The sequence below is a fragment of the Fimbriimonas sp. LA-C6 genome, assembly GCF_055398105.1.
On sequence record NZ_AP038796.1, the window covers coordinates 4,279,280 to 4,304,422 of the forward strand.

A 25,143-nucleotide genomic window follows, 5' to 3' on the forward strand; every position below is an offset into this window, starting at 1 on the left:
GAAAATTGCATCGAGCACTCGATAAAGCGAGAAGTTTTAAGCTTAAGAGGGCGCGTGGTGAATGCCTAGGGATAAGTTGCCGAAGAAGGACGCGTAAGCAGCGAAATGCTCAGGGGAGCTGCACAGAAGTGTTGATCCTGAGATGTCCGAATGGGGAAACCCGGCTAGGGTAATGCTTAGTCACCCATCCATGAATACATAGTGGGTGTGGAGGGAACCTGGTGAACTGAAACATCTAAGTAACCAGAGGAAAAGAAATCGAATGAGATTCCGTAAGTAGCGGCGAGCGAAATCGGAAGAGCCTAAACTGATTGGCTTGCCAGTCAGGGTTGTGGGGCCACTACTACCATCCCCCTCGAATAGAGTCCTTGAGATTCTGTTCGAGGTTGGTAGAAACGGGTACTGATGGAGTTAATGGAATAGGATTGGAAAGTCCAGCCATAGAGGGTGATAGCCCCGTACATGTAAACATCCATCAGATTCAAGTGGTACCCGAGTAGCACGGAGCACGAGGAACCCCGTGTGAATCTGTCCAGACCACTGGATAAGGCTAAACACAACTTATCACCGATAGTGCATCCAGTACCGTGAGGGAAAGGTGAAAAGAACCCTGGTTAAGGGAGTGAAATAGAACCTGAAACCGCGTCGCCCACAAACAGTCAGAGCACCATGTTCAGAGTAATCTGATCAAGTGTGATGGCGTACCTTTTGCAGAATGAGCCTGCGAGTTGTTAGTGTTGGCAAGCTTAAGTGGTTTAGCCACGGAGGCGGAGGGAAACCGAGTCCGAATAGGGCGTCAAGTCAGCATTAGCAGACCCGAAACTGCGTGATCTAGCCATGGTCAGGGTGAAGTGGTGGTAACACACCATGGAGGCCCGAACTCATTGACGTTGAAAAGTCTCGGGATGAACTGTGGTTAGTCCGGTGAAATGCCAATCGAACGCAGAGATAGCTGGTTCTCCCCGAAATGCATTTAGGTGCAGCGTTTCGCGTTGTTCTTTGGGGGTAGAGCACTGAATGGGCTAGGGGGCTTACCGGCTTACCGAACCCAACCAAACTCCGAATACCATTGAATAAGCGAGGCAGTGAGACGGCGAGTGATAAGATCCGTCGTCAAAAGGGAAATAACCCAGACCGACAGCTAAGGGCCCTAAGCGTGGACTAAGTGTGAAACGATGTGAGATCGCGTAAACAGCCAGGAGGTTGGCTTGGAAGCAGCCACCCTTTAAAAAGTGCGTAACAGCTTACTGGCCGAATGTGATCTTGCGCGGATAATGTAAGGGGGCTAAAGTCCACCCCCGAAGCTCCGGCATTGTATTTATACAATGGGTAGGGGAGCGTTGTGTGCAGCAGTGAAGCTTGAGCGGAAGCACAGGTGGAGCGCACACAAGTGAGAATGCAGGCATGAGTAGCGATTACACAGGTGAGAATCCTGTGCCCCGAAAACCTAAGGTTTCTCCGGCTATGTTCGTCAGACGGAGGTTAGGCGGTCCCTAAGGTGAGGCCAGAAGGCGTAGCCGATGGATATCCAGTCGAAATTCTGGACCCAGTGTATGGGCAATGGGAGGACGCTTTTGAATGTCCAATCCCGGACTGTTGGTAGTTCCGGGCTAGTCTTAGACTGGGCTTCCTGAGAGGGAAGCATAAAGGTTGAAGACGGGGAAAGACGCTCTTCGGAGCAACTGAACTTGGACTGACAAGGGTCGAGAAAAGCCCCACAGCAATACCATATATCTGACCGTACTGCAAACCGACACAGGTAGGTGAGTCGAGGAGACTAAGGGGTTCGAGAGAACTCTCGTTAAGGAACTAGGCAAATGGGCCCCGTAACTTCGGGATAAGGGGCGCCCCGCAAGGGGCCGCAGCGAAGCATCCCAGGCGACTGTTTACCAAAAACACAGGTCTCTGCTAAGGCGAAAGCCGAGGTATAGGGGCTGACGCCTGCCCAATGCCAGTAGGTTACGCGGAGATGTCAGCGCAAGTGAAGCATTGAAGTTAAGCCCTGGTGAATGGCGGCCGTAACTCTAACGGTCCTAAGGTAGCGAAATTCCTTGTCGGCTAAATACCGACCCGCATGAAAGGCGTAACGACTTGGGAACTGTCTCAACGAGAAGCTCGGTGAAATTGTAGCACCCGTGAAGATGCGGGTTATGCGCAGTAGGACGGAAAGACCCCGTGGAGCTTTACTACACCTTGTGATTGTATTTCGGGTGTGGATGTAGAGCGTAGGTGGGAGCTTCGGCACCAATGGAACACCACCCTTCTACATCTGGGATACTAACCGTTTCCCTGATCGGGAAACGAGACATTTACAGGCGGGTAGTTTGACTGGGGCGGTCGCCTCCCAAAATGTAACGGAGGCGCCTAAAGTTGCACTCAGGCTGGTTGGAAATCAGCCGTTGAGCGTATAGGTATACAGTGCGATTGACTGCGAGACACACAGGTCGAGCAGGGACGAAAGTCGAGCTAAGTGACCCTCTGGTGGTGCGTGGGCACGCCAGGGTTCATCGGATATAAGCTACCCCGGGGATAACAGGCTGATCTTGCCCGAGCGCTCACAGCGACGGCATGGTTTGGCACCTCGATGTCGGCTCGTCGCATCCTGGGGCTGTACACGGTCCCAAGGGTTCCGGAGTTCACGGATTAAAGCGGCACGCGAGCTGGGTTCAGAACGGCGTGAGCCAGTTCGGTCCCTATCCACTGCGCACGTAGGAAATTTGAGAGGAGTCGCTCTTAGTACGAGAGGACCGGAGCGAACCGACCTCCGGTGTACCAGTTGTTCCGCCAGGAGCATACGCTGGGTAGCCACGTCGGGCCGTGATAAGCGCTGAAAGCATCTAAGCGCCAAGCACACCTCAAGATTAGATTTCCCTTCGAAAGAGTAAGACCCCCGGAAGACTACCGGTTTGATAGGTCGCAGCTGTGAGTGTAGCAATACATTAAGGTGAGCGATACTAATTGGTCGAGCGGCTTAAAACTCTCGTTTTATCAAGTGCAGATGCAAGATTCTAGTTAGACAAAGTGCAACTTTCAAAGCGCTCAAAGCGCTTGAAGGTTTCCGGGTGACATTAGCGAAGAGGTCACACCCGTTCCCATCCCGAACACGGCAGTTAAGCTCTTCAGCGACGGAAGTAGTTGGTCCGCAGGGTCCCGCCAGATATGTACGTTGCCCGGTTAATATTTATACAAGTGAAAGCTCCAAGAAATTGGAGCTTTTCTTGTTTTAAATGGGTCGGTTTTGGGGTTCCTCCCTGGTCAAGTGGGAGGAACAAACCGCTAGGCCGTGAGCATGGTTGCGCCGAAGACGCCTGCGCTATCCCCTAAAATTGGTTGAAGTATTGGGGTAGTTAGGCCAGTATTGAATACGTATTTCTTGAGTTCGTCTACTCCTGTCGAATAGAGTACATCCAAGTTGCCGACCCCTCCACCGATTACTACTGCGTGTGGATCGAAGATGTTAATGACAACACTTAAGGCTTGTCCGAACTGTTGGGTCACGTAGGAGAGCGTTGTAGCTGTTGCTTCATCTTGCTTGGCAACGATCTCTTTGAGGCTGAGTTTGGTGCCTGTTAGGTTGAGATAGTATCGCTCGATGGATGGTCCGCTGAGGACGGTTTCGACGCAGCCTATCTTGCCACAGTAGCACTGGACGCCATTTGGGTCTAGGAGGTTGTGTCCCCATTCTCCTGCGATTCCCTGTCCGCCGTTGAGAACCTTGCCCTCGACAACCAGGCCGCCACCTACGCCGGTACCCATGATGACGCCGAAGACGGTGGGGAAGCCTTTCGCGCTTCCTAGGGTTGCTTCCGCGAGTGCGAAGCAGTTGGCATCATTGGCTAACTTGAATTTGATCCCGAGGCTTTTCTCTAGGTCTTCCTGGAATTTTCGGCCGTTGAGTGCTGTGGTGTTGGAGTTTTTCATCACACCATGTGCTGGATCGAGCGTTCCTGGAGTTCCCATTCCGACCGTCTCGGGTTTGAGGCCGGTTTCTTGGGTCATTTCATCGAGGAGAGCGGAGATCTGGCCGATGATGTGATCGTATCCATTGGCAGCACCGGTCGGGACGCGGAGGCGGCAGATCGGTTGGGTTGAAGTTGCGTCTGGAAGGATGACTCCTTCGATCTTCGTTCCCCCAAGGTCAATTCCCCAAAGTGGTTTCATTACGACCTTCTATTGTGAATGTTCTTCAGCCATGCGTTTCAATTCTTGCGCACGGTTCTTTAAGAAGGTCTCCATATATCGTGTGAGAATCAGGTGGTTCACAAGTGTTCCGATGAAGCCGAATGGGGAAGTGAAGGTGAAGGTGTCGACCATGAGTGTGCCCGTCTCTGTAGCTTGGAACGCATGGTGATGAATGAGACTTTGGAAGGTGCCTTTTATCATTCGGTCTACAAACATGGTTGGGCGTTCGTATTCGGTGATCTTCGAAGTGAGGCGGAGCTTGAGTCCAAAGTGGTTGGCTTCGAAGGTGACCTCGTCGCCTAATTCGAGAAGTCGGAGGTTGGAGACGGATATCACTCGCTCTTTTGTTTTCGATGCGGAGCGTGTATGTGCATCCACATCACGTGCGAGGTCGAAGCAGATTTCGGGACTGGCTTCGATAAGTGTGTGAATGGTGATGGTTGGCACAATGCACGCTACCACAGGTAAAACTCATGTGCAATGCCATTAGCTGTAGGAACTAAAGCTCCTGACTTCACCTTGAAGTCCATGTCCGCCGACGGACTCGTTGACATCTCGCTGTCTCAGCACGCCGGAAAAGATAACGTTGTGCTTCTTTTCTTCCCAGCCGCTTTTACGCACGTTTGCACTGCCGAGCTCTGTGACACAAGCAACGGAGTCCATGATTTGAAAGGTGCCAAGGTTTATGGCGTTTCTTTCGACACTCCATTTGCGCTCGATGCGTGGGCGAAAGCTAGTGGGATCAGCGTTCCATTGCTTAGCGACTACAAGCACGAAGTGGCGACGAGCTACGAGGCTGTACTCCCTGACCTGGTTGGCCTTGGTCCTGCGCCAGCACGAGCTTCTTTTGTGATTGACAAGGAAGGCGTGATCCGCTATTCCGAAGTTGCTCCGACGCTTGAGCAGCCTAATTTCGCTGCTATCTCAGAAGCGATCGCTGGTCTTAACTAAGTCTTTGAGCGTGGCGCCGTTGGAATGCGGCGCCACTCCTTTTTTGTTGTTCGCAGTTGAACTATAATGCGTCCGTAAACACTCGGAGCACAGGTAATAACAGGATGAAAATTGGCATCTTTACAGCGTTGTTCGGCGATAAGTCGCGCGAGGAAGCGCTTGACATCATTAAGGCAGAGGGTATTCAGGCTGTTGAGTTCGGCGCTGGTGCCTATCCAGGTTCTTCCCACCTCGGTGGCTCTCATGAAGAAGTTGAGAAGCTGATTGGTAGCAAGGAAGCCAGGGATAAGTTGATGAAGGACGTGGAGAGCCGCGGTCTTATGATCTCAGCGATTTCTTGCCATGGTAACCCCATTCACCCAGATAAAAAGATCGCGGAGGACCATCATCGCGCTTTTGTGAATAGTGTTAAGTTGGCGGGCGCGCTTGGGATTCCTTGCGTAAATGGCTTCAGTGGATGCCCTGGCGACAATCCGAATGCGGTTCAGCCGAACTGGGTGACTTGTGCTTGGCCTGATGAGTATCGGGACATTCTCACTTATCAGTGGAATGAGATTGTAATTCCTTACTGGAAAGAGCAGTCGAAGCTTCTTAAAGAGAACAACGTCAAGTTTGCCATTGAGATGCATCCGGGCTTTGTTTGCTATTCGAACGATACTCTGTTGAAGTTGAGGAACGCGGTGGGAGACACCATTGGTGCGAACTTTGATCCTTCACATCTTTGGTGGCAGGGAATTGATCCAATCGCAGCTGTGCGAGAGCTTGGCAAAGAAGGCGCTCTGTATCACGTCCATGCGAAGGACACTCGGATTGATGCTGAGAACAGTGGTAAGAACGGAAATCTCGATACCAAGTCGTACGGCGACATTAACGCGCGATCGTGGGTGTTCAGGTCTGTGGGTTACGGTCATGGGCTGGACTGGTGGAAGGACTTCTGCAGTAACTTGCGCATGGTTGGGTACGACTACGTGTTGAGTATTGAGCACGAAGATGGGTTGATGAACAGCCTTGAGGGGCTTCGAAAGGCGCTGAGTGTGCTTAAGGAGTCTGTCATCAGCGAGGAAGCTGGCACGATGTTCTGGGCAAAAGAGTGATTTGACACCTGAATACGAAGGCCCTTGGGTTCATTTTGAACTCAGGGGCCTTCGTGTTTGTGCTGGTGAGCACCTTAACAGAGGATGTGTCGGTATACTCCTTTGATCTGACCGTCAGTGTCAGGAGGCGTTGCGACGTTGCGATCAAAGAGTTACCTTTTTCTTATCGTAGTAATAGTGCTCGGTGTGCTTTCAGGCATCGGCTATCAAAAGCTCCCTATTCGTAAGGGCTTGGACATCAGCGGTGGCATTCGGTTTACCTACCAAATGCAGAAGCCTGAGGATCCGGTCAAGGCGAAGACATTCACTCTTGAGCGGATGAAGGAGATTCAAGGTCGACTTGTCACCGTTCTTACTGAACGTGCAAGTGGACCGCTTGGCGTTGCTGAGCCGGTCATCACAGCAAAAGGTGACGACGAAATAAATGTGGAGCTGCCAGGTTTCCAAGACGTAGACAAAGCGCTTGAAACAATGGGAACCAGCGCCCGTGTTGAGTTCTACTGGGCTAGCAATGTTGCCACGGACAAGGATCAGAATCGGCCTTATCTTCCGTCTGATTCGAAGTCTTCCAAAGTAGTTGCAGTTGAGTTTAGGAAGCGATTTGGCGACAGCAAACCCATTAAGTTCGGAGACCCGGAATATGCGTCTATTATCAAGGCGTGGGGCGAACCGATTCTTGCTGGTGAGGAGCTTGTCGATGCTCAGCCTTATAACTCAGCCACTGGCTTTATTCCCCTTCTGAAGTTCTCACCTGAGGGTGCTGAGAAGATGAAGCGATGGAGTACGACCCATTACAACCAGGGTGAGTACTTGGCTTCCGTTCTCGATGGCAAAGTTCTGAGTATTGCCCGCGTGCAGGATGGTCAGGTCTTGAGCGACAACGCTCAGATTACAGGAACCTTCCCAGACGGTTATGTTGCTGACCTGACGAGCACCTTAAAGTCAGGTTCCTTGCCGGTTAACTTGAAGCTGCTCAGCAGTGAGAAGGTTGACGCTACGATTGGTGGGGAAGCTTTCCAGAAGATGATCGTGGCTGGCATCGCTAGCTTCGGCATCATTTCGCTGTTCCTGATCGTTTACTACGCCTTCCCAGGATTTATTGCCTTCCTCGCTTTGATGTTGTACGTGCTGTTTGCGCTTACGATGTTGAAGCTGAGCAAAGCCACGTTCTCTCTTGCCGGTATCGCAGGCTTTATCTTGTCCGTGGGTATGGCTGTCGACGCGAATATTCTTGTGTTCGAACGGTTCAAGGAAGAGGTTAAGAGCGGCAAGTCTTTGGCGACTGCCATCGAGCTTGGCTTTAAGCGTGCGCTTCCGGCTATTGTTGACTCCAACGCCTGTACGATTATCACTTCTTTGGTGTTGGCGAACTTCGGAACTGGACCTGTTAAGGGCTTTGCCACAACGCTGATCATCGGCGTGTTGATTTCGCTCTTTACCGCGGTTGTGGTTACTCGCTCGCTGTTGATGTTCTTTATTGGCTCCGGGATGGTTACTGATCCGAAGTGGTACGCCTTGGATCGAAACTGGTTCGGAAAGAACTTGGAAGCCAGCGCCGATACGAAGCCACTCCAGATCGTTAACAACTCTAAGAAGTGGTTCTTGATCTCCATCATTTCGATGGTTGTTTCGATTCCATTCTTCTTGCCACCTTTGAAGGGCTTTAAGCTGAACGTTGAGTTCCAGGGTGGGTATGAGGCTGTTTATTCTATTGGGTCTTCAACCGTGTCGGGTCCGGATCTAACGGCTGCGCTTGAGAAGAACGGACTGAAGGGTGGAAACGTTAAGCTTGCCCAGTCTAACGGGCAGAAGGTAGCGTACATCACGCTTCCTCCTCTTCCAGAGCTTAAGGGTAAGACCGATTCTGAAAGCACCGCCCTGATTGCTAAGGCCGCTGGTCTGAACGCTGCGGATAGTCGAGGCTTCACGCAGATTGGACCTGCTGTGCAGGCGGAGACTCAGCGAAACGCCTTGTACGGTGTTTTGGGAAGCTCGGCCATGATTGTTATCTATCTGGCGTTCCGGTTTGGTATCGGCGTCGGTGGATTCAAAGCTGGTTTGCGGTTTGGAGTTTCGGCTGTAGGTGCGCTTTTGCACGACGTGCTTGTGGTGTTCGGAAGCGCTGCGATCGTTGGTTTCCTTCGAGGTTGGGAAGTGAGTGCCTTGTTCCTCACCGCGATGCTCACCATCATTGGTTTCTCGGTTCACGATACGATTGTTATCTTTGACCGTATCCGTGAGAACCTGCATAAGCCTAATAAGGGTGAGGATTTTGGAAACCTTGTCAACCGATCGATCACTCAGTCGTTTGCTCGATCGATCAACACTTCGGCTACGGTTATCGTGACTCTGGCGATTCTGGCGTTCTTTGGAACGGCCACCCCTGATCTCACGTTCTTCGTTGTTGCGATGTTGATTGGTATCCTCTCGGGAACCTACTCCTCTATCTACAATGCTTCCCCGATTCTTTATCTGTGGGATAAGAAGATTGGCGAGAAACAGGGTGAAGGGGCTACGTTGGTGGGCATGGCTCGAGCGGAGCTTGAGCGAAGTCGCATCATTGGGACGCAGGCTGCGGAGCCGACTGTGGTTGGTGCCTCTGGCAGAACCTACGGTCAGGTGAGACGACGAGCGAATGATCCTAAGAAGGGAATCAACCTAGACGACTGACCGTCGTCTAGTTGAGTTCGCCGTTTGAGTTGGTCCCGTCCTCGTCTGAGGCGGGACTTTCTCGTTTTACGATCTTTGAGTGGTCTCTTACTTCCCAATCGCCGCTGTCTCGGTCTAGCCAGTTCTGGACTTCGCCTACTGTGCGGGCTTCGCGGAGGAGTTCTAGGTCGAGATCGGCTACGATTACTCCTTCCTCGTTGAGTGGCGTTTCTCTGAGAATTGAGTGGACGGGGAAGGGTTCTACGCTGGGGGCGATGATTGCGCTGCTACCGTAGGTGCTGGGGACTGGCTCTCGGCCGAGGTCTCCCACTAGGGCGGCGTGTACCACGTAGTGTTGGTGTTCAATGGCGCGGGCTAGGCAACTCCACCGAACTCGTTGGAATCCACGCTGTGTCTCGGTCCAGCTAGGGACGCATTGGATTTGCATTCCGGCTTCGGCGAGTGCCTTGCCTGCTGGTGGGAATTCGCTGTCGTAACAGATGGTTACGCCGAGGTGTTTGGGGAGTAGAGATAGACCCTGGCCGTTCGCGAGTTTCCAGACGTCCCGTTCGTACACCGTGAGATTGTTTTTCTCTGCGAAGACCACGTCTGCTCCAGGTATCCCGATGGTGCACACGTTCTTGATTTCTTCGCCGTCGTAACGGAAGTGGCTGCCGCCGATGATGATCATGTCGCTGGACGTGCTGATTCGCTGGATCCAATCTTCGATGGCATCGCTGAACTGGACCAGGAATTTGGCGGCGTCTTCTGCATAGAGATCTGAGGCTAGTGGAAGGAGTTCTAGAACGTGGAGTTCTGGAAATACGACGACCTTGGCACCTTCGTGATAGGCCTCATTGACGAGGTCGTAGAAGTGACCGAAATAGTCGCTGTCTCCCCTCACGTGCCGGAGTTTCCAGGCGACTGAGGCTACGCGGATCACGCTCATGGGCGCCACTCCAGGAGGGCGGCGTTGTCGAGTGACTCTTCGTCTTCCATATAGTTTGGGATTACTTCCAAAAGGGAAAGTGAGTAGCGTAAAAGTGGTGTGAGGACTCTATCTTGCTCGCGTTGGGAAGCTACGGCCTTGGCGTAGTCGTCGGCTGAACCACGTGTTCGTTCTGTCCAACTTCGATAACCTGGAAGTCGGCAGCCGGTGCCGTATCGGGTTAGATTCAATTCGGTCACGAGTTTGTACCTTGCGTTGTAGAACATCCTTCCGATGCCCTGCTTGCGTGCATTTGGGTGGACTGTGATATCGAGTCCGTAGAGTGTTGTACCGTTTGGGTCAAAGGATTCGATGTTGGGGCCGCCGACCGTTTGGACCCAGTTTTGATGTGCTTGCCAACGCTCTTCCGAGATGAGCGTGTTGCTGCAAGTTCCCACGATTTCGTTGTCCTTGACGGCGACCAGTTGTCCCTTGGGGAATTTTGTGATGTGGGTTTGCAGGTGGCTGCGGTCCCACAGCAGGTCAGGCGAAAACGGTGGGGGGAAGGCCAACGACTGTAGGGCGACGGCCGCATCCAGATCTTCGGACTGCATCAACCTTATCGAGATCACAGGCTGAAACCTAGCACCTCAAGGATTCGTTGTAGGTCTTCGTCTGAGTAGTATTCGATGTTCAGCTTACCACCCACTTCGCCGGGTTGGATCTTTACTGGGGTGCCGAGGAAGGTGCTGAGCGCTTCTTCGAGGGCTCCCATGTTTGGATCGGAGTGGGTGTGGGTCTTGGCGGGTTTGGGTTGGGCTTTGTGGCTTGGCTTTGAGATCTTTTCGATCTCGCGGACGGTAAGTCCCTTGTCTAAGATCTGGTCGTACATCGCGAGCTGCTGAGCTTCGTTGTCGAAAGCGAGGAGCGCTCTTGCGTGACCCTCGGTGATGCGACCGGCGTCGATTCCCTCTTGAATGCGTTTCGGGAGGCGGAGGAGGCGGATTGTGTTGGCGATGGATGTGCGGCTTTTTCCAACCCTATCTGCGACCTGTTCTTGGGTCATGTCGAACTCGTCGATGAGTTTGCGGTAGGCCCTTGCGCATTCCATGGCGTTGATGTCTTCGCGCTGGATGTTCTCGATCAGGGCGAGCTCTAAAGAGCTCTGGTTGTCTGAGGAGCGGAGGATGATCGGGACTTTATCTAGGCCGGCCAACTTGGATGCACGGAGACGTCGCTCGCCTGCGATGAGCTCGTATTTGCCCTCGGATATTGGGCGAACGATGAGTGGCTGGAGCACGCCGAACTCGGTGATGCTTGCGGCCAGTTCTCTGAGTGTTGTGTCATCGAAGACGGTTCTAGGTTGGCGTTGGTTGGGAACGATGTCGTTCACCGACGCCTCTGTGGGGCTTGCGTCAAACTGCTCGGCAATGAGTTGTGAGAGACCTTTTCCTAGAGCGCGACGCATTGGTTCATAACCTCATCTACAAATTCTGTGTATGCGCTGGCCCCTTTGGAGGAGGGGAAGCGGACAACTGCGGCTTCTCCGAAGCTTGGTGCCTCGCTGAGGCGGACGTTGCGCGGAATGACGACTTTTGAAACTTTGTCGCCGAAGTAGTCCATGACTTCTTCGGTGACCTGCTGTGTGAGGCGGTTGCGCGAGTCGAACATGGTGAGAAGCACTTTGGCGATCTTGATACTTGGGTTGATACGACGTCGGACTACCTCGACAGTTTTGAGGAGTTGGCTGAGTCCTTCGAGTGCGTAAAATTCGCACTGCATCGGAACGAGTACGCCATCGGCGGCGGCTAGGATATTGATGGTGAGGAGGCCCAGGGAGGGTGGGGCATCCAAGATGATCCAGTCGAATTGATCCGCGATGGGCTGGAGTGCGTCTCGGAGAATCAGTTCTTTGCCGACTGCGTTGAGGAGGATTGGCTCGGCACCAGCTAGGTCTAACGTGGCTGGTACTGCGAAGAGGTTTGGGGCCACTTCCACGATGGCTTTGTGGATAGCGCTAGGATTCTCTGGGTTGTCTACAGCGTCTACTAGGACTTCGTAGAGAGTGGATTCGGCGGCGTGTTTATCTACCCCCAGGCCGGTTGTGGCGTTGCCTTGTGGGTCGCAGTCTATGACTAACGTGCGCTGTCCCCTCAAAGCTAGCCCGGCGGCTAGATTGACAGCGGTGGTCGTTTTCCCAACGCCCCCTTTTTGGTTCACGACACCCCAGATTGGCACCCAATCATTATGGAGCATGGAGGCTCGGTGATGATGCAGATTGGCTCTTAACAAAGAAACGGCCGTTCAACTTTGTTGAACGGCCGTGCTTACAAGGTGGTGTCTAATTAGCCTTTGAGAAGTTGCAGAACTTGCTGTGGCAACTGGTTTGCTTGTGCAAGGACTGCCATGCCGCTCTGTTGTAGGATTTGCGTCTTACTGTACTTCGTCATTTCTTCGGCGACATCGACGTCGCGGATTTGGCTTTCTGAGGCAGTGAGGTTCTCGTTAGCAACTCCGAGGGACCGCACGTTTGACTCAAGGAAGTTCGATTGGAAGGAACCTAGGTTTCCACGAAGAGTGCTGAGCTGTTGGATCGCATTATCGATGATATCGATCGCATGCTGAGCTCCTGTGAGCGTGGTGACGTCGATGGTTGAGAGGTTCTGTCCAACGATGGCTGCCGTACCGAGGCTAGATGCTCGTGTGTCTGGCATGGCGTAGGTGACGGACTGATCGGAGTTTGCGCCGATTTGGAACCGTACATTCCCTGCTGTGATTACACCGACACCTGTGGCACTGGCTAGACCTGTGCTAGCGTTGCCTGGGGGGGTGAGCGTGATTACGTTGCCGCTTGTGTCCGTCAACTTGAGGCCTGAAGTCTTTGGACCTTGACCGCCTGTGAAGTTGACTGTTGCGGTGGTTGTACCTCCGCCGGCTGCGTTTACCGTTGCCGTGATGGAAGCCACCGCATCAACTCCTGCCACTGTTGGTGCAGGGTTCGGGACGCTGTTCAGTACGTTGCCTGCGTCGAAGAAGTTGACCGGGAACTGGGAGCCGAACTCATTTGCCGTCAACTTGATGTTGACGTTGCTTCCACTTGTAACAGTCGTTGCTGAGACGCCGGTGTTCGCCGATTGTTGGTTGATTTGGTCGACCAGACTTTGAACCGTGGTGCTCACACCATCTGAGTTGAAAGTGTAGCCGTTGATCACGACAGAACCCGCAGGAACTGTGCTTGAAGTTGCCGTAAAGTTCCGGTTGGTTGTGAGACTGGTTTGAGTCGCGGCGGTTGTTCGAGCGATTGTGATCGGACCGTTTGCGATTTGCAGACCTGCAAAGGTGCTGCCGAAGTAGGCACCTGAAAGGTCGGTCGCATCCGTCAAATTCGCTGTTACGCCTGCTGTACCATCTAGGAGTTTTCTGGAACCCCAGGATGTCGTTGTCGCGATTCGGTTGATCGACTGAATTGAGGATGAGATGGTGTTCTGGTCAGCTTGAAGCTGTGCCGAATCCACCACCGCGGTGTTCGCTGCGTGAACAGCGATTGCTCGCATGTTCGTGAGTAGCGTTTGAGCCTCGTTTAGGGCGCCTTCAGCCGTCTTCGACATGTTGATGGCGTCCTGAGAGTTGGAGATTGCCTGGCCGATACCTTTCAGCTGAGAGCGCATGCCCTCGCTGATGATAAGGCCCGCAGGATCATCCGCTGCGGAGTTAATCCTAAGCCCCGTACTGAGGCGTTGGATACTCTGGGAAAGACTGTTGCTCGTGTTTCCCAGATTTCTTAAAGCCGTCATTGCCGGCAGATTTGTGTTAATTCGCAAGCTCACCTTGTTAGCTCCGTTTCCATTGGATCAAAAAGTTTTTTCAAAAACTATTCAATTCCATGTGAAAAGTGTCGGTTCCCTATGGAACAACTTTAGGTTAGGCCTACGATTCTCACAATATTTTTACTTTATGACCTGATTTAGGAGGTCTGCGAGCCGATAACCAGCCATCGCCACTCGCTTCTGGCAAGCCGCTTTTGTCTTTGCTATGTAGTCTGTGCTCGGTACAGTTTGCTCTTTTAGGTTGTATACAAGCGATTTGCTGATTTCAAAACTCTCCTTTGCCCAGGCATCTGGTGAGTCGTTTTGAACAGTAGCAAAGCTGGAGCGTGGATTTGCCGTTGCGATCTCTTTGGCTTGGTTGAGCACTGCTTTAAGATTTTCTTCGTCGAGAGGTCGCTTATGATAAGGGAACAGTCCGCCGCCTAGGTCCCAAAGTGCATGGAGATTTTTTGGTGGACGAGCGCTCTCTTTAAGCTCTTCTGGGGGGAGGATTTTGAATAGGTTGCCTCCCTTATCGCCATCTGGAAACTCGTCAGTGTCACGAGCGGTGCCGTGGAGAGGTTGATGGATATCGCCAACGAAGTGGAGGAGGAATCGTAATGCGTCCGCCCGTTCTGCGTCTGGTTTGGTTTTGTCTCCAAGAATCGCCTTCATTTTGTTGATGGCGACTACGGCGTTTTCGGCATCGGGTCCGTTGGAGGTTGGTTTACCGTCGCTTCGGAAGTGGTAATCGATGTAGTGCCATGGGCCGGTTTCTTTACGTTCGCTTCGGATATCGTCTGCCCAACATGCAGCGGTAATAAAATCGGAGGTCTTTGCGGTGCCGCCTATTTTAAGGAGCCTTTCGGCTTCTGCAAGCACTTCGGGTTTGAGATTGCTTTTGGCTATGGCGGCGACTACCATGTGTCCGGTATCGACCCATGCGGACGCCATGCCAGAGAGGATAAGCGCTCCCGCGCACACCATCGATTTTGCGTAACGGAACATATTGGAAGCCTACCTAGCTTAATAATTCGTTAACCGACATTATTTTTCGCTTGGTTCCAAAGTGAGTCCCACTCATCTGCGCTCAGCTCGGTGAGTGGTTTGGAGCTCAGAGCTTCCATCTCGCCAAAACGGGCTGTGAATCGATTGAGCATCTTCCGGAGGGCCTCTTCGGGCTCGACTTTGGCCCAGCGGGCTATGTTGACGATGGTGAAGAGTAGATCGCCGAGTTCTGCTTCGATGTTCGTCTGGTTTTCTGATTCCAGGGCTTCGAGGAGCTCCATGACCTCTTCATCCATTTTCTCGAAGACGGCTTGGATGGTGGGCCATTCAAAGCCGATTCTTGCGGCTCGTTTGCTGACTTCGTGGGCTCTGAGGAGCGAGGCCATTCCTTTAGGAACACCTGCAAGAATGGAGCGGGGAGCCTCACCCTTTTCTGTCTTCTTGATTGCGTCCCAGTTTTTGAGGACGGTTTCGGTGTCATTAGCCTCGACATCTCCGAACACGTGAGGGTGACGACGGACTAGCTTGTCGACTATTTCTCGCGCAACGTCGTCGATATCGAAGTTGCCGGCCAGCTTCTCCATTTGCGCGTGGAGTACGGGTTGGAGGAGGAGGTCGCCTAGCTCTTCGCGCAGGAGGGCCATGTCGTTCTGGTCGATGGCATCGAGCACTTCATAGGCTTCTTCAAGTAGGTATTTTTTGAGGGATTCGTGGGTTTGCTCTTGGTCCCAGGGGCAGCCGCCTGGTCCGAGGAGGCGGTCCACGATGTAGGCTAACTCGTTGAGAGGCGTCGTTGTAGAGTCGGGGATGAGGAGTATGGAGTCGTTGGGCAGTTGTCCGTCTTCGAGGGGAAGAACTTCTAGTCCTTTTGATTTAAGGCGCTGATAGGAAGGGTGTTTTGAGTCTGAGTGGTAGAAGGGACCCGGCCCTATGTGAGCCGGGAGACCTTTGATTAACTCTTTCGCGCCGAAAGTGAAGACGGTGGGCAAGGCTTATTTGCCCTTGTTTGCGGCATTCTGGCGCAGGCTTTGTAGCAAGTCGTCATAGATTCGCTGGAATTCAGGTTGGTTGATGACGATTTTCGCCTTTAGGCTAACGTCTCGGAGGTCTTCCATCACGTGGTTCTTGATATTGCCTTTGTCGGACATCAATCGTGTGCGGATTTGCTTGCGCAGGGCGGCATCAAGTTGGAGGGTCTTTTCTGGGACGATGTTCTCCACGAGGAATTTGACCTTTGCTGCGCTGCCTTGCCCGCCGTCCACCCAGTCGGTCACCTGGCCTACCTTGGCGGCTTCTAGGACCTTCAGGGTTGCGGGTGCAAATTGAGTTGCGGGAAGATCTCCAAACGCTCCACCGATGACGCTGCTTGCATCTTTACTTCGTGCTTTGGCTACGTCTGCGAAGGCTTTGCCTGCTGCTAGATCGGCGTCTACCGCTTTCTTGTCCTCATCTGCTGTGACTACTATGATTCGGAGTTTGAACTTTTTGGGTTCTTTGAACTCATCGGGATTCGATTTGTAGTGGCTGTCGACTTCTTGGTCGGTGATCGTGATTCCCATAGTGCGCAACTTGAACTGAGCGATTTCAAATTTCAGTTGGTACATGAGTTCGTCGGTGGTCCGGCCCTGTTTTGTGATCATGTCGATCACTTCGGGCTTGGTTTCCTTGAAGCGGTCCTGGACTTCTGGCTCAGAGGGGAATACGCCTTTCTCTTTTGCCATTTGGAACACGAGCTTTTCGGTGATGAGCTGCTTGATGGTGAGGAACCCGACAGGGAAGACCGCTGTAGGACTCTGGGCGTCCACTCGGTACCACTCCATGCGTCGGTAATACTCGGCTCCCTTGATCTCTTCGCCGTTGACGGTGGCGATCACTCGGTTTGGATCGACTTGAGCGAGTGAAACTGTCGCCATGGCGAACATTGCGGTCCCTACCAGGATTTTGCGGAGTGAGAGTTTGGGAGTCATATTATTTCTACGGTCAGGAGTGGTTTGAGGTGTTGCGAATGTGGCTATTTGAGTTTTGCCTGGAGTTCGGGGAGGGCTTCGAACAGGTCTGCGACTAGACCGAGGTCTGCGGATTCGAAGATAGGGGCGTCTGCATCTTTGTTAATAGCTACGATCACTTTGCTATCCTTAATTCCCGCCATGTGTTGGGTGGATCCAGATATTCCGGCAGCGATGTAGAGATTTGGTGCGACGATCTTCCCAGTTTGGCCTACTTGAAGTTCGTTGGCGGCGATTCCGGAATCGACTGCTGCACGGGTTGCTCCTACGGCACCACCGAGTGCGTCGGCGAGACCGCCGATTACCTTCTCGAAGGTTTCAGCGTCTTTGAGCGGGCGGCCGCCGCTGACGATCACTTTTGCTTGGGTTAGATCGGGTCTTCCGCCGCTTCTGGCGCTGCGCGAGACGACTCGGCTCTTGGTTTCCAGGTTGAGTGTGATGGACTCGGTGCTGCTGTTGCCGGCTGGTGTCGGGTTGGAGAATCCTGCGGGTCTTACGGTGAGAACGATTGGGGTGCTGAGGACTTCCACGGTTGCGATGACTGCGCCTGCCACGATTGGGCGTCTGTAGACGGTTGGGGAGTCTACGGCGATTACGTCTGTGACCATGGCGCCATCGAGGAGTGCACACACTCTTGCCAACACGTCTTTGGACTGCATTGAGGAGACGGCTGCGACGTGGGTGTATGGCTTTGCGATCTCAGCGAGTGACTTGCTGATGCTGTCTGCTGTTGGGATTGTTTCAAGGCCAGCGGCAAAGATCTTCTCAGCGCCTAGATCTGGGGCTGCGTTGCCACTGAGGCACAGGATGTCGAAGGGAAGAGCCAGAGCCTGGGCAAAGCCTGCTGCTTGGGTTGCTTCGTGGGCTTGGAATGCGATGAGGAGCAGCTTTGACATTAGATAACACCTCCGCTCTTGAGTGCTGCGATGAGTTCGTCTACCGAACCGACTTTTCTTCCAGCCGCGCGCGGTGCTGGTGAAGCCACTGACAAAAGCTTGGTCTTTGGACTTGGGGTGGTGAGTGGTGCTCGTTTTTCTAGAGGTTTGCTTCGAGCCTTGATGATGCCAGGGAGTGCGATGTAGCGTGGTTCATTGAGGCGAAGGTCTGTGGTGATGACGGCGGGGAGGTCTACTTCGACCGTTTCCTCGCCTGAGTCGGTCTCTCTGGTTACTTTGCCGATTGAGTCGGTCAGTTCGAGCTTCGCCGCGAATGTTGCTTGTGGCCAGTCGAGGCGTCCCGCGAGCATTTGTCCAACTTGGTTGGAGTCGTCATCTGTTGCTTGCTTGCCCATGAGGACCAAGTTGGGATTTTCCGCTCGGATTTGAGCTTCTAGTTCTTTTGCTACGGATGGTGGGTCGAATGCCAAGTCTGTTTCGACGAGGATTGCTTTGTCGGCACCCATTGCTAAGGCTTTTCGGAGCTGTTCTTCGCACTCTGATTTGCCGATGGAAATGACCGTGATCTCGATAGCTGGGTTCTTTTCCTTTTGGCGGACTGCCTCTTCGACAGCGATTTCGTCAAACGGATTGATCTCGAACTTGATTCCTGTGGTGTCGATGTCGCTTCCATCTGACAAGGGGCGAACCTTGGCATACGGGTCTACAACGCGCTTGATAGGCACTAGTATTTTCATAGTGGGATGCACTTCGGTGTGCTGGTAGATTTTACCGATCTATCCAGCACCCAGGCGTCTTAATACAGAACTTAGTTGCGAAGGGGCTTGTTGGTTTCCAGCATGTGTTTAATGCGCGCATGGGTTAGCGCTTTTCCGCACAGCTCGATGAACTCGGACCGCTCCCGATCTAGGGCTTGTTCGTAGCTATTGGTTTTTGAGACCACCATTTTGATTTTGTTGCCGATGAGGATGTCGTGGTCTGAGATGAGCCCTTGGGTTTTCAGGGTTTCCTGACCTCGATCGATCATTCCTGTAAGTGGGCCTTCGGTGGTTATCCACGCTGGTCTTTGAGACTGGATCGCTTCGAGTGCGTGTTTCTTGGCTTCAAATAGCAGTCGGTCTGGGTGGTAGACCGTGATGTCTGTGTTTCGGAGGTAACCGAGGTTGTGAGCCTCCTCTGTGTTGTTGGCCACGGTGCCTTGGGTGAGGGTGAGAGCTATTTCGCTCAGCCGTTTCGCGGTGAACTGGTTGTTGAGCCTCATGAGCGTGGTGCCTCGACCGCCGGGTAGCAGGCCGACTTTCACTTCGGGGAGGCCGATGGAGGTCTCCACGTGGGCGACGATTTTGTTGCAGCCTAGTGCGAGTTCTAGACCTGCTCCGAGACAGTGGCCGTAAATGGCTGCGACGCACTGTTGAGATTCGAAGAGTTCGCTCAGATCTTGAAGTGCTTTGAGCTTCGTGTCGATTCCGTCTAGATCTCCAGCATCAATGGCTTGCAAGAAGAAGTTGAGATCGTAGCCGGCAGAGAACGATCTTGCTTCGCTTGTCAAGACGAAGCGACCGAGGTTTTTGGTTTGGAGAAGGTGAGTTAGTTCTTCGACGACTCGCGGGGTGATCACTCCCATCTTAGTGGTGAGAGAAAGGGCGCAAACACCATCGCCCATGTCCCTTACTGAGTAGGTCTCTCCACGATCAAGTTCTTTGAAGTCGGTTATCTTCGCGTATTGGGGCTCATCCGGCAGGGCTAGATAGGTGCGTTCGAACGACTGCATGGTTCCGAAGGAGTAGAACGGTTCGGATTGGATGCCTAGGTTTTCGCCTCCGATGGCGTCGATCAAGCCGAACGGCCCGAGTTCCCATCCGAAGCCCCACATCATCACGCGGTCGAAATCGAGAATGTTGTGGGAGATCTCTTCTTTGATCTCGTTTGCGTATTGGAGGGTGGGGATGAGGTACTCGCGGAGGTATTCGCCGACTTCATCTCGTTGTTTGAGGGCTTGTTTGATGCGCTCTCCGAGAGGAAGTTTTGCGAGTGCTTTGAGCGATTCTAGTTCGGTCTCGCGTTGTTGGCGGTAGGCGTGGGTGGTGAGGTCGAAGGCTAATAGCTCTTTTCCTTCGCGTCGGTAGTAGCCTTGGCCTGCCTTTTCGCCGATCCAACCCCGGGCGAGGAGGTTCATGGTGGAGTCTGGGAGTTCTAGACCGTGGACACGGGGATCGTGCTGACAGCGCTCTTTGAGATTGCTCGCGATGTCTCGCATGACGTCGATTCCGACGAGATCGTTGAGGCGGAAGGTCCCACTGCGTGGTCGACCAAGGAATTGGCCGGTGATCGCATCGACGTCTTCGATTCTGAGTCGAAGCATCTCAGCTACTTGGGTTGCCTTGAGCATGGACCACATGCCGTAGCGGTTTGCGATGAAGCCGGGGGTGTCTTTGGCAATGATGGTTCTTCTGGCTACATGGTCTTCGAAGAAGTGGGCCATGAACTTTACAAAGGCGGGTTCCGTTTGGGCGGTGGGGATGAGTTCTAGGAGTTTCAGGTAGCGGGGAGGGTTAAAGAAGTGAGTTCCCATGAAGCGAATTTGGCGCTCTGGGCGGAGTCCTTCGCTGAGCAGTGAGATCTCTAATCCGCTTGTATTGGTTGTTAGCCAGGTGCTCAGGGGGAGGATTTCATCTAGTTTTGTGAACAGTGCGCGCTTTTCTTCAAGATTTTCAAAAATTGCTTCGCACACCCAATCGCTCTCTGCGGCCCAGTCGAGATTGTCTGTGGTGTTGCCAACACGAATGTTATTTGCCTTTTCCGGAGTGAGAAAATGGGGCGGACGGGCATGTTTTGCACGTTCCAAACCCTCGGTTGCGAGGGGTGTAGTGAGGGACAAGAGCGTCACATTGAACCCAAGATTGGCTAAATGCGCCGCGATACCGCTTCCCATGGTGCCAGATCCGACGACGCACACCTTCTTAATTTGCTGTTCGCTCATAGACTTATGTTAACTGGACGTCTGAATGACCTATTCTGGATCGAAACATAGAATATCCTTCATACTCTTTTTACGGCAGCAACTCACCCAAGATATACTGGAGCGTCTGCTGAAGAAACAGCATGATTGAGGTGAACGAACATAGCAGGATTTAGAAGGCCGCCGCGCCCGGAACCGGGCCCAGAGATTAATCAGCGCGTATTGCGTTTCCGTGACATCCGAGTCATCGGACCAGAGGGAGATCAGCTCGGCATTATGCAGAGCCGACAGGCTCTTAACTTAGCCAGAGATGAAGGTCTTGACCTTGTTCTGGTTAGCCCTACAGCACAGCCGCCGGTGTGTCGAATTATCGACTACGGCAAGCATAAATACCTGGAAGGCAAGTCCGGAAAGGACAAAAAGAGCAAGCAGCAAGAAGTAAAGGGTATAAAGATTAGTCCCCGGATTGCGGAACACGACCTGCAGACCAACATCACGAAAGCTCGGCGATTCTTAGAAGAAACCGACAAGGTGAAGGTCACCTGCATGTTTAAGGCCCGTGAGATCACGCACCCAGAGCTAGGTCGAAAGAAATTAGAGATCTTTGCTAAGGCGTGTGAGGATCTTGCAGTGGTCGAGCGATCACCAACCTTGGACGGACGGCTCATGATTATGGTGCTCGTCCCCAAGCCAAATACAGGCAAGAAGAAAGATGCCAAAGATCAGAACAAACAAGACGGCAGCAAAGCGGTTCAAGATAACCGGGACGGGGAAGATCACCCGTCGGAAGTCGCACAACAATCACCAGTTCCTGCACAAGAAGGCGTCTCAGAAGAGACGACTGGAGCAGGAGCCGACAGTATTCCAGGGCGAGCAGAAGCGAATTAAGCGTCTGCTCGTAATGTAGTCGGTCGCACGGCCAGGGCCTTAGGCTCGGGCCGTGTTATTGTCTGTGCAACATCTCTAACATCCTTTACCACTACCGCCCTTTGGGCTGGGAACCGGTAACACGACAAATAAGGAGTACAAAACATATGGCACGCGTCAAACGTGGCTTAATGCGCCACAAGCGCCACAAGAAGATTATCGAGAAGGCATCCGGCTATTGGGGCCGTAAGGGCAACGTTTTCTCGAGAGCACACGAACAGGTCATGAAGTCGGGGCAGTATGCCTTCCGTGACCGACGTGCAAAGAAGAGAGATTTTCGCCGCCTTTGGATCGCTCGAATCAGCGCTGCTTGCAGCGAGAGCGACATCAAGTACAACGAATTGATCCATGGATTGACTGTTCAGGGCATCCAGGTCAACCGAAAGATGCTCAGCGAGCTCGCGATTGCGGACATGCCAGCATTCCAGGCGATCGTTGCACAGGCTAAGAAAGGTCTCTAAGATCCGATTTTGAGGGCTGCTCGGCTTTATGCCGGGCAGCCCTTTTTGTTTGTCGGATTAGTGGACCTCAGGAAGGCAGTTCAAGACGAACTCTTTGAGGTTTTCAGGCAAAAAGTCTACGCCTGCGTCTAGGAAGTTGGATTTTTCTGAGATGGCAGCCACGCCGCCGACTCCAATTTTGTATCCCCCCGTACTCTTGAGCGTTACAAGTTCTGCGATCAAGGCTAAGGTATCGGGAATGCCTTCGCTCGCTGCGCAACTCACTAGCACGAGGTCTGGCTTGAAGCTCTTTACTGCATTCACGAAGCTAGCTGTGGGAACATTGGCTCCCATGAAGTAGGTTCGCCAACCTAGATTGCGGAGGTAGTCCGAAATCATTCGGAGTCCGATCACATGGTGGTTGTTTGGCGCGCACCCCAGGAGGCAGGACATTCCGTTTTGTCTGGCTGGGCCGGTGACCTGCATGGTTTTGGCGAGCATGCGTTCGGTGATGGCTGATGCCATGTGTTCTTGGGCTTCATCGATGTCGCCATTTGCATACCATGTTCCGATGGTCACCATGGTGGGGGTGATGAGCTGCTGGTAGATGTCCAGCATGGTTGCTTTCGCCCGAAAAGCGGCATCAATGATTTCGGAGCAAGACTGCTCGTCGCCAGCTATTGCAGACCGACAGTATTGGTGTGCGAGCACTTCCAAGTCGAGTTCGAGGTGAGAGGCTGAGCCGACATTGAGAACTGCCTGGACCACAGCTTCCACTTCTGTATTAGCCAGGGCGTAGAAGACCTGCCTTCCAACCTTTTCGCTACGTACTATCCCTTTGGACTTCATCCGCGCAAGATGGTTTGAGACGTTGGGTTGTTTGAGATCGGTTGCTTGGACGAGTTCGTTTACTGATCGTCGTCCAATCCGGAGTTCCGCCAGGATCTGCCTGCGAGAGGTTTCGCCTAACTCTTCGTAGATGTTTATCATTGGAGGCTGCTTGCCTCTGTATTTTACGCCTTCTTTAAATTTATCGCCTGAAGCCCGCGAAGTCCATCCGATGTGGAAAAGTAAACTAGCGTGCAAGGCAACGGAGCCATATCGCGGCGTCCGCCAAGGTTCACAACGATGTACGAAGAAATTCACCCTGACGAACAAGCGTTTTTAGATCGTGTACGAGACTTTGTCTCAAAAGAAGTTCTCCCCAATACTCGCGAATGGGAGAAGAACACTGCTTTCCCAGATGAGATCTGGCCCAAGCTCGCTTCTGAGGGCTTGTTGGCCATGACATTGCCCAAGGCGAAGGGTGGCACAGGGCTATCTTGCGTGGCGTATTGCTACGCTTGCATGGAGCTGGCCAAGGGTGATCCTGCGCTGGCTATGAATGTGGCGGCCATCAATGCGCTGGTGATTGCCCACTTTGATCGATTTGCTACGCAGGCGCAGTTTGATAAGTACATGCCGGGGATTCTCAAAGGTGAGATCAAGTTGGCATGGGGACTTACGGAGCCAGATGCTGGTTCGGATGCTCGTCGTGTTAAGACCCACGCTGTTCCCATTGAAGGGAAGGAAGGCTTTTACAAGCTGAATGGGCGGAAGATGTTCATTACGAACGGCGGCAAAGCCGATCTGATTGTGATCATCGCCCGAGTATCTGAAACGGAGCTGACCGCGTTTCTTCTTGAGACGAACCAGCCCGGATTTAAGTTTGAGAAGAGGATTCATACCGTTGGTGTGAGCGCCTCTAATACAGTTCAGTTTGCGCTTGAGAATGCCGAGGCCTGGCATACGCCCTGTCGGTTTGAGGATGCGATCGGGCTGCTGTATCGAGGGCGACTTGCGATTGCTGGCATGGCCGTTGGAATAGCGGAGAAGGCGTTTGAACTTGCATGTGATTACTCCAAGCAGCGGGAGCAGTTCAACCGACGGCTTGCTGATATGCAGTCGGTTCAAAACATGATTGCGGACTCTGCGATGGAAGTGGAAGCTTCCAAGCTACTTCTCTACAAGGGTGCTCGGCTCTTCGACGAAGGCAAGCCGATCATCAAGGAAAGTTCCTTTGCGAAGCTGTATGCCAGTGAGACTGCGAACCGCGTGACGAATCGAGCCATCCAGATTCATGGTGGTCGTGGCATGACTCAAGAGTTTCTCGTGGAGAAGCTTTGGAGAGATGCGAAACTTACTGAGATAGGTGAGGGCTGTTCGGAAATCCAACGAATGGTTATTGCTAAGCAAGTTCTGAAGTAATCTAGCAACGCTCCAGTCAACTGGAGCGTTCTACTTACTGAAGAACAATGGCACTTATCCTCATTCCAATTCTCGCCGCAGCTTTGTCGGCGACATCTGCGGCAGACACGCCGATTTCTCTTGGTCGAAAGTTCACGATGGGCGAGAAGCTCGCGTTTCAGGTGAAGGCTCATATCACGGCGGAAAATCGCCAGAAGGGTCTTCTCACCTGGATCCCGGAGGATTTCGACCTCAACTATAACTTCACCACGCAGGTGAAGGAGATGAAGGCGGATGGCATCGCGGTTGTGCGGTATCAACGACCGACGATGACCGAGATTGAGGGTGAGACCTTTAATGCTCCGTCCAAAACCAAAATTGACAAGGTGGATTTGGACGAGTTTTTGACCGTTTCCCCGATCAACCAGATTTTGGAAGCGAAGAGTGCGAAACCTAAGAAGGCTGGCACGAAGCCGAAGCCCAAGTCGACATCGGACGACGTGTTACGAGTATTTGGTGTGAAGGGTGCGCAGGGTGCTCTCTTTGGGCAGTTCATTCAGGAAGTCCACCGGTTGGCGTTGTGTGTGGGTGGCCCTGACAGTGCGCTGGATTTCTCGCCGAAGCTTTCTCTTGATGATGTGAAGGTTGGAGACACCTGGAAGACCACTGTGGGCTATCAGCCTCAAAAGCTGAAAGGGAAAGACGGTAAGACTGCGGTTCAGCGATTGGACTACACCTACACTTACGTTGGGATCAAAGAGTCTAACGGTAAGAAGGTGTACCGAGTTGAGGCGAAGCTTGATTTCAAGACCGACCTCGGCGACTTCTTGAAACAGCTGATTAAGGACGCTGGCGAAGATATTGAGACTGGGCTGAAGAAATTCCCTCTGACGCTTAAGGAGACTATCAGCTTCGACCTCGACTTAAAGACGCATCACACGATCTTTGCCGAGGCTGTGAGTGAGGGTGGCTATGGGATCTTTGTGGATGGTAGCGATGATGCCGTTCAAGAGGAAAAGTTCAAAGGTCGAACTACCATGGAATTGGTAGGCGCAAAAATCATTAAGTAGC

Annotated in this window: 21 protein-coding genes, 2 rRNA genes and 1 pseudogene; 10 read left to right on the top strand and 14 right to left on the bottom strand. The window is 52.8% G+C overall.

Annotated elements, in window-relative coordinates:
• The first annotated feature begins 34 nt into the window (after window positions 1–34).
• Together ACZ51B_RS19715 and rrf are read left to right on the top strand one after the other, a co-directional pair.
• Window positions 35–2,979, top strand: a 23S ribosomal RNA gene (locus ACZ51B_RS19715).
• A 79-nt stretch (window positions 2,980–3,058) separates the two neighbouring features.
• Window positions 3,059–3,175, top strand: a 5S ribosomal RNA gene (gene rrf, locus ACZ51B_RS19720).
• Between the two features lie 101 nt (window positions 3,176–3,276).
• Here rrf and ACZ51B_RS19725 read toward each other — a convergent pair.
• A complete protein-coding gene (locus tag ACZ51B_RS19725; RefSeq protein ID WP_464295057.1) occupies window positions 3,277–4,161 on the bottom strand; it encodes an ROK family protein in 885 nt (294 codons plus the stop codon).
• 9 nt (window positions 4,162–4,170) lie between these two features.
• Window positions 4,171–4,644: an SRPBCC family protein gene (locus tag ACZ51B_RS19730; RefSeq protein WP_464295058.1), complete on the bottom strand. Its 474-nt coding sequence runs from the start codon at window positions 4,642–4,644 to the stop codon at window positions 4,171–4,173.
• Between the two features lie 18 nt (window positions 4,645–4,662).
• On the opposite strand from ACZ51B_RS19730, the gene ACZ51B_RS19735 reads away from it, so the two are divergent.
• From ACZ51B_RS19735 to secD, 3 genes are all read left to right on the top strand, one after another.
• Window positions 4,663–5,133: a redoxin domain-containing protein gene (locus tag ACZ51B_RS19735; RefSeq protein ID WP_464295059.1), complete on the top strand. Its 471-nt coding sequence runs from the start codon at window positions 4,663–4,665 to the stop codon at window positions 5,131–5,133.
• A 104-nt stretch (window positions 5,134–5,237) separates the two neighbouring features.
• Window positions 5,238–6,227, top strand: coding sequence for a sugar phosphate isomerase/epimerase family protein (locus ACZ51B_RS19740; protein WP_464295060.1), 990 nt, complete (start codon window positions 5,238–5,240; stop codon window positions 6,225–6,227).
• 177 nt (window positions 6,228–6,404) lie between these two features.
• Complete coding sequence (gene secD / locus ACZ51B_RS19745) at window positions 6,405–8,897, top strand: protein translocase subunit SecD (RefSeq protein WP_464295061.1); 2,493 nt, start codon at window positions 6,405–6,407, stop codon at window positions 8,895–8,897.
• Window positions 8,898–8,904: 7 nt separating this feature from the next.
• Here secD and ACZ51B_RS19750 read toward each other — a convergent pair whose 3' ends face one another.
• The 11 genes from ACZ51B_RS19750 to ACZ51B_RS19800 form a co-directional block, all read right to left on the bottom strand.
• Complete coding sequence (locus ACZ51B_RS19750; RefSeq protein ID WP_464295062.1) at window positions 8,905–9,825, bottom strand: nitrilase-related carbon-nitrogen hydrolase; 921 nt, start codon at window positions 9,823–9,825, stop codon at window positions 8,905–8,907.
• Window positions 9,822–10,418, bottom strand: coding sequence for a GNAT family N-acetyltransferase (locus tag ACZ51B_RS19755; RefSeq protein WP_464295063.1), 597 nt, complete (start codon window positions 10,416–10,418; stop codon window positions 9,822–9,824). The genes ACZ51B_RS19750 and ACZ51B_RS19755 overlap by 4 nt, the downstream gene beginning before the upstream one ends.
• A gap of 14 nt (window positions 10,419–10,432) precedes the next feature.
• A complete protein-coding gene (locus ACZ51B_RS19760) occupies window positions 10,433–11,272 on the bottom strand; it encodes a ParB/RepB/Spo0J family partition protein (protein ID WP_464295064.1) in 840 nt (279 codons plus the stop codon).
• A complete protein-coding gene (locus tag ACZ51B_RS19765) occupies window positions 11,257–12,042 on the bottom strand; it encodes a ParA family protein (RefSeq protein ID WP_464295065.1) in 786 nt (261 codons plus the stop codon). Before ACZ51B_RS19765 ends, ACZ51B_RS19760 begins: the two co-directional genes overlap by 16 nt.
• A gap of 107 nt (window positions 12,043–12,149) precedes the next feature.
• Window positions 12,150–13,631 carry a flagellin N-terminal helical domain-containing protein gene (locus ACZ51B_RS19770; protein WP_464295066.1) on the bottom strand — a complete coding sequence of 494 codons (1,482 nt, stop codon included), beginning with the start codon at window positions 13,629–13,631 and terminating at the stop codon, window positions 12,150–12,152.
• A 120-nt stretch (window positions 13,632–13,751) separates the two neighbouring features.
• The gene (locus ACZ51B_RS19775; protein WP_464295067.1) at window positions 13,752–14,618 is read right to left on the bottom strand and encodes a S1/P1 nuclease; all 867 of its coding nucleotides are present in this window, start codon (window positions 14,616–14,618) and stop codon (window positions 13,752–13,754) included.
• A 29-nt stretch (window positions 14,619–14,647) separates the two neighbouring features.
• Window positions 14,648–15,607, bottom strand: a complete 960-nt coding sequence (gene mazG / locus ACZ51B_RS19780; RefSeq protein WP_464295068.1) for a nucleoside triphosphate pyrophosphohydrolase — start codon at window positions 15,605–15,607, stop codon at window positions 14,648–14,650.
• A gap of 3 nt (window positions 15,608–15,610) precedes the next feature.
• Entirely contained in the window at window positions 15,611–16,585 is a 975-nt protein-coding gene (locus ACZ51B_RS19785; RefSeq protein ID WP_464295069.1) for a peptidyl-prolyl cis-trans isomerase, read from the bottom strand.
• Window positions 16,586–16,629: 44 nt separating this feature from the next.
• On the bottom strand, window positions 16,630–17,520 hold the full coding sequence (locus tag ACZ51B_RS19790) for an electron transfer flavoprotein subunit alpha/FixB family protein (protein ID WP_464295070.1): 891 nt from the start codon (window positions 17,518–17,520) through the stop codon (window positions 16,630–16,632).
• Window positions 17,520–18,257 carry an electron transfer flavoprotein subunit beta/FixA family protein gene (locus tag ACZ51B_RS19795; protein WP_464295071.1) on the bottom strand — a complete coding sequence of 246 codons (738 nt, stop codon included), beginning with the start codon at window positions 18,255–18,257 and terminating at the stop codon, window positions 17,520–17,522. The genes ACZ51B_RS19790 and ACZ51B_RS19795 overlap by 1 nt, the downstream gene beginning before the upstream one ends.
• A gap of 71 nt (window positions 18,258–18,328) precedes the next feature.
• Window positions 18,329–20,500 (bottom strand): 3-hydroxyacyl-CoA dehydrogenase/enoyl-CoA hydratase family protein, encoded by a 2,172-nt coding sequence (locus ACZ51B_RS19800; protein WP_464295072.1) that lies wholly within the window; start codon window positions 20,498–20,500, stop codon window positions 18,329–18,331.
• 186 nt (window positions 20,501–20,686) lie between these two features.
• On the opposite strand from ACZ51B_RS19800, the pseudogene infC reads away from it, so the two are divergent.
• The 3 genes and pseudogenes from infC to rplT form a co-directional block, all read left to right on the top strand.
• Window positions 20,687–21,157: pseudogene (infC, locus tag ACZ51B_RS19805) on the top strand (translation initiation factor IF-3); the annotation flags it as partial.
• A 34-nt stretch (window positions 21,158–21,191) separates the two neighbouring features.
• A complete protein-coding gene (gene rpmI, locus ACZ51B_RS19810) occupies window positions 21,192–21,386 on the top strand; it encodes a 50S ribosomal protein L35 (RefSeq protein ID WP_464295073.1) in 195 nt (64 codons plus the stop codon).
• Between the two features lie 127 nt (window positions 21,387–21,513).
• Window positions 21,514–21,867: a 50S ribosomal protein L20 gene (gene rplT / locus ACZ51B_RS19815; RefSeq protein WP_464295074.1), complete on the top strand. Its 354-nt coding sequence runs from the start codon at window positions 21,514–21,516 to the stop codon at window positions 21,865–21,867.
• Window positions 21,868–21,924: 57 nt separating this feature from the next.
• On the opposite strand, the gene ACZ51B_RS19820 is transcribed toward rplT, so the two are convergent.
• Entirely contained in the window at window positions 21,925–22,836 is a 912-nt protein-coding gene (locus ACZ51B_RS19820; RefSeq protein ID WP_464295075.1) for a metalloregulator ArsR/SmtB family transcription factor, read from the bottom strand.
• A gap of 138 nt (window positions 22,837–22,974) precedes the next feature.
• On the opposite strand from ACZ51B_RS19820, the gene ACZ51B_RS19825 reads away from it, so the two are divergent.
• Together ACZ51B_RS19825 and ACZ51B_RS19830 are read left to right on the top strand one after the other, a co-directional pair.
• Entirely contained in the window at window positions 22,975–24,093 is a 1,119-nt protein-coding gene (locus ACZ51B_RS19825) for an acyl-CoA dehydrogenase family protein (RefSeq protein WP_464295076.1), read from the top strand.
• Between the two features lie 47 nt (window positions 24,094–24,140).
• A complete protein-coding gene (locus ACZ51B_RS19830; RefSeq protein ID WP_464295077.1) occupies window positions 24,141–25,142 on the top strand; it encodes a hypothetical protein in 1,002 nt (333 codons plus the stop codon).
• Window position 25,143: the final 1 nt, after the last annotated feature.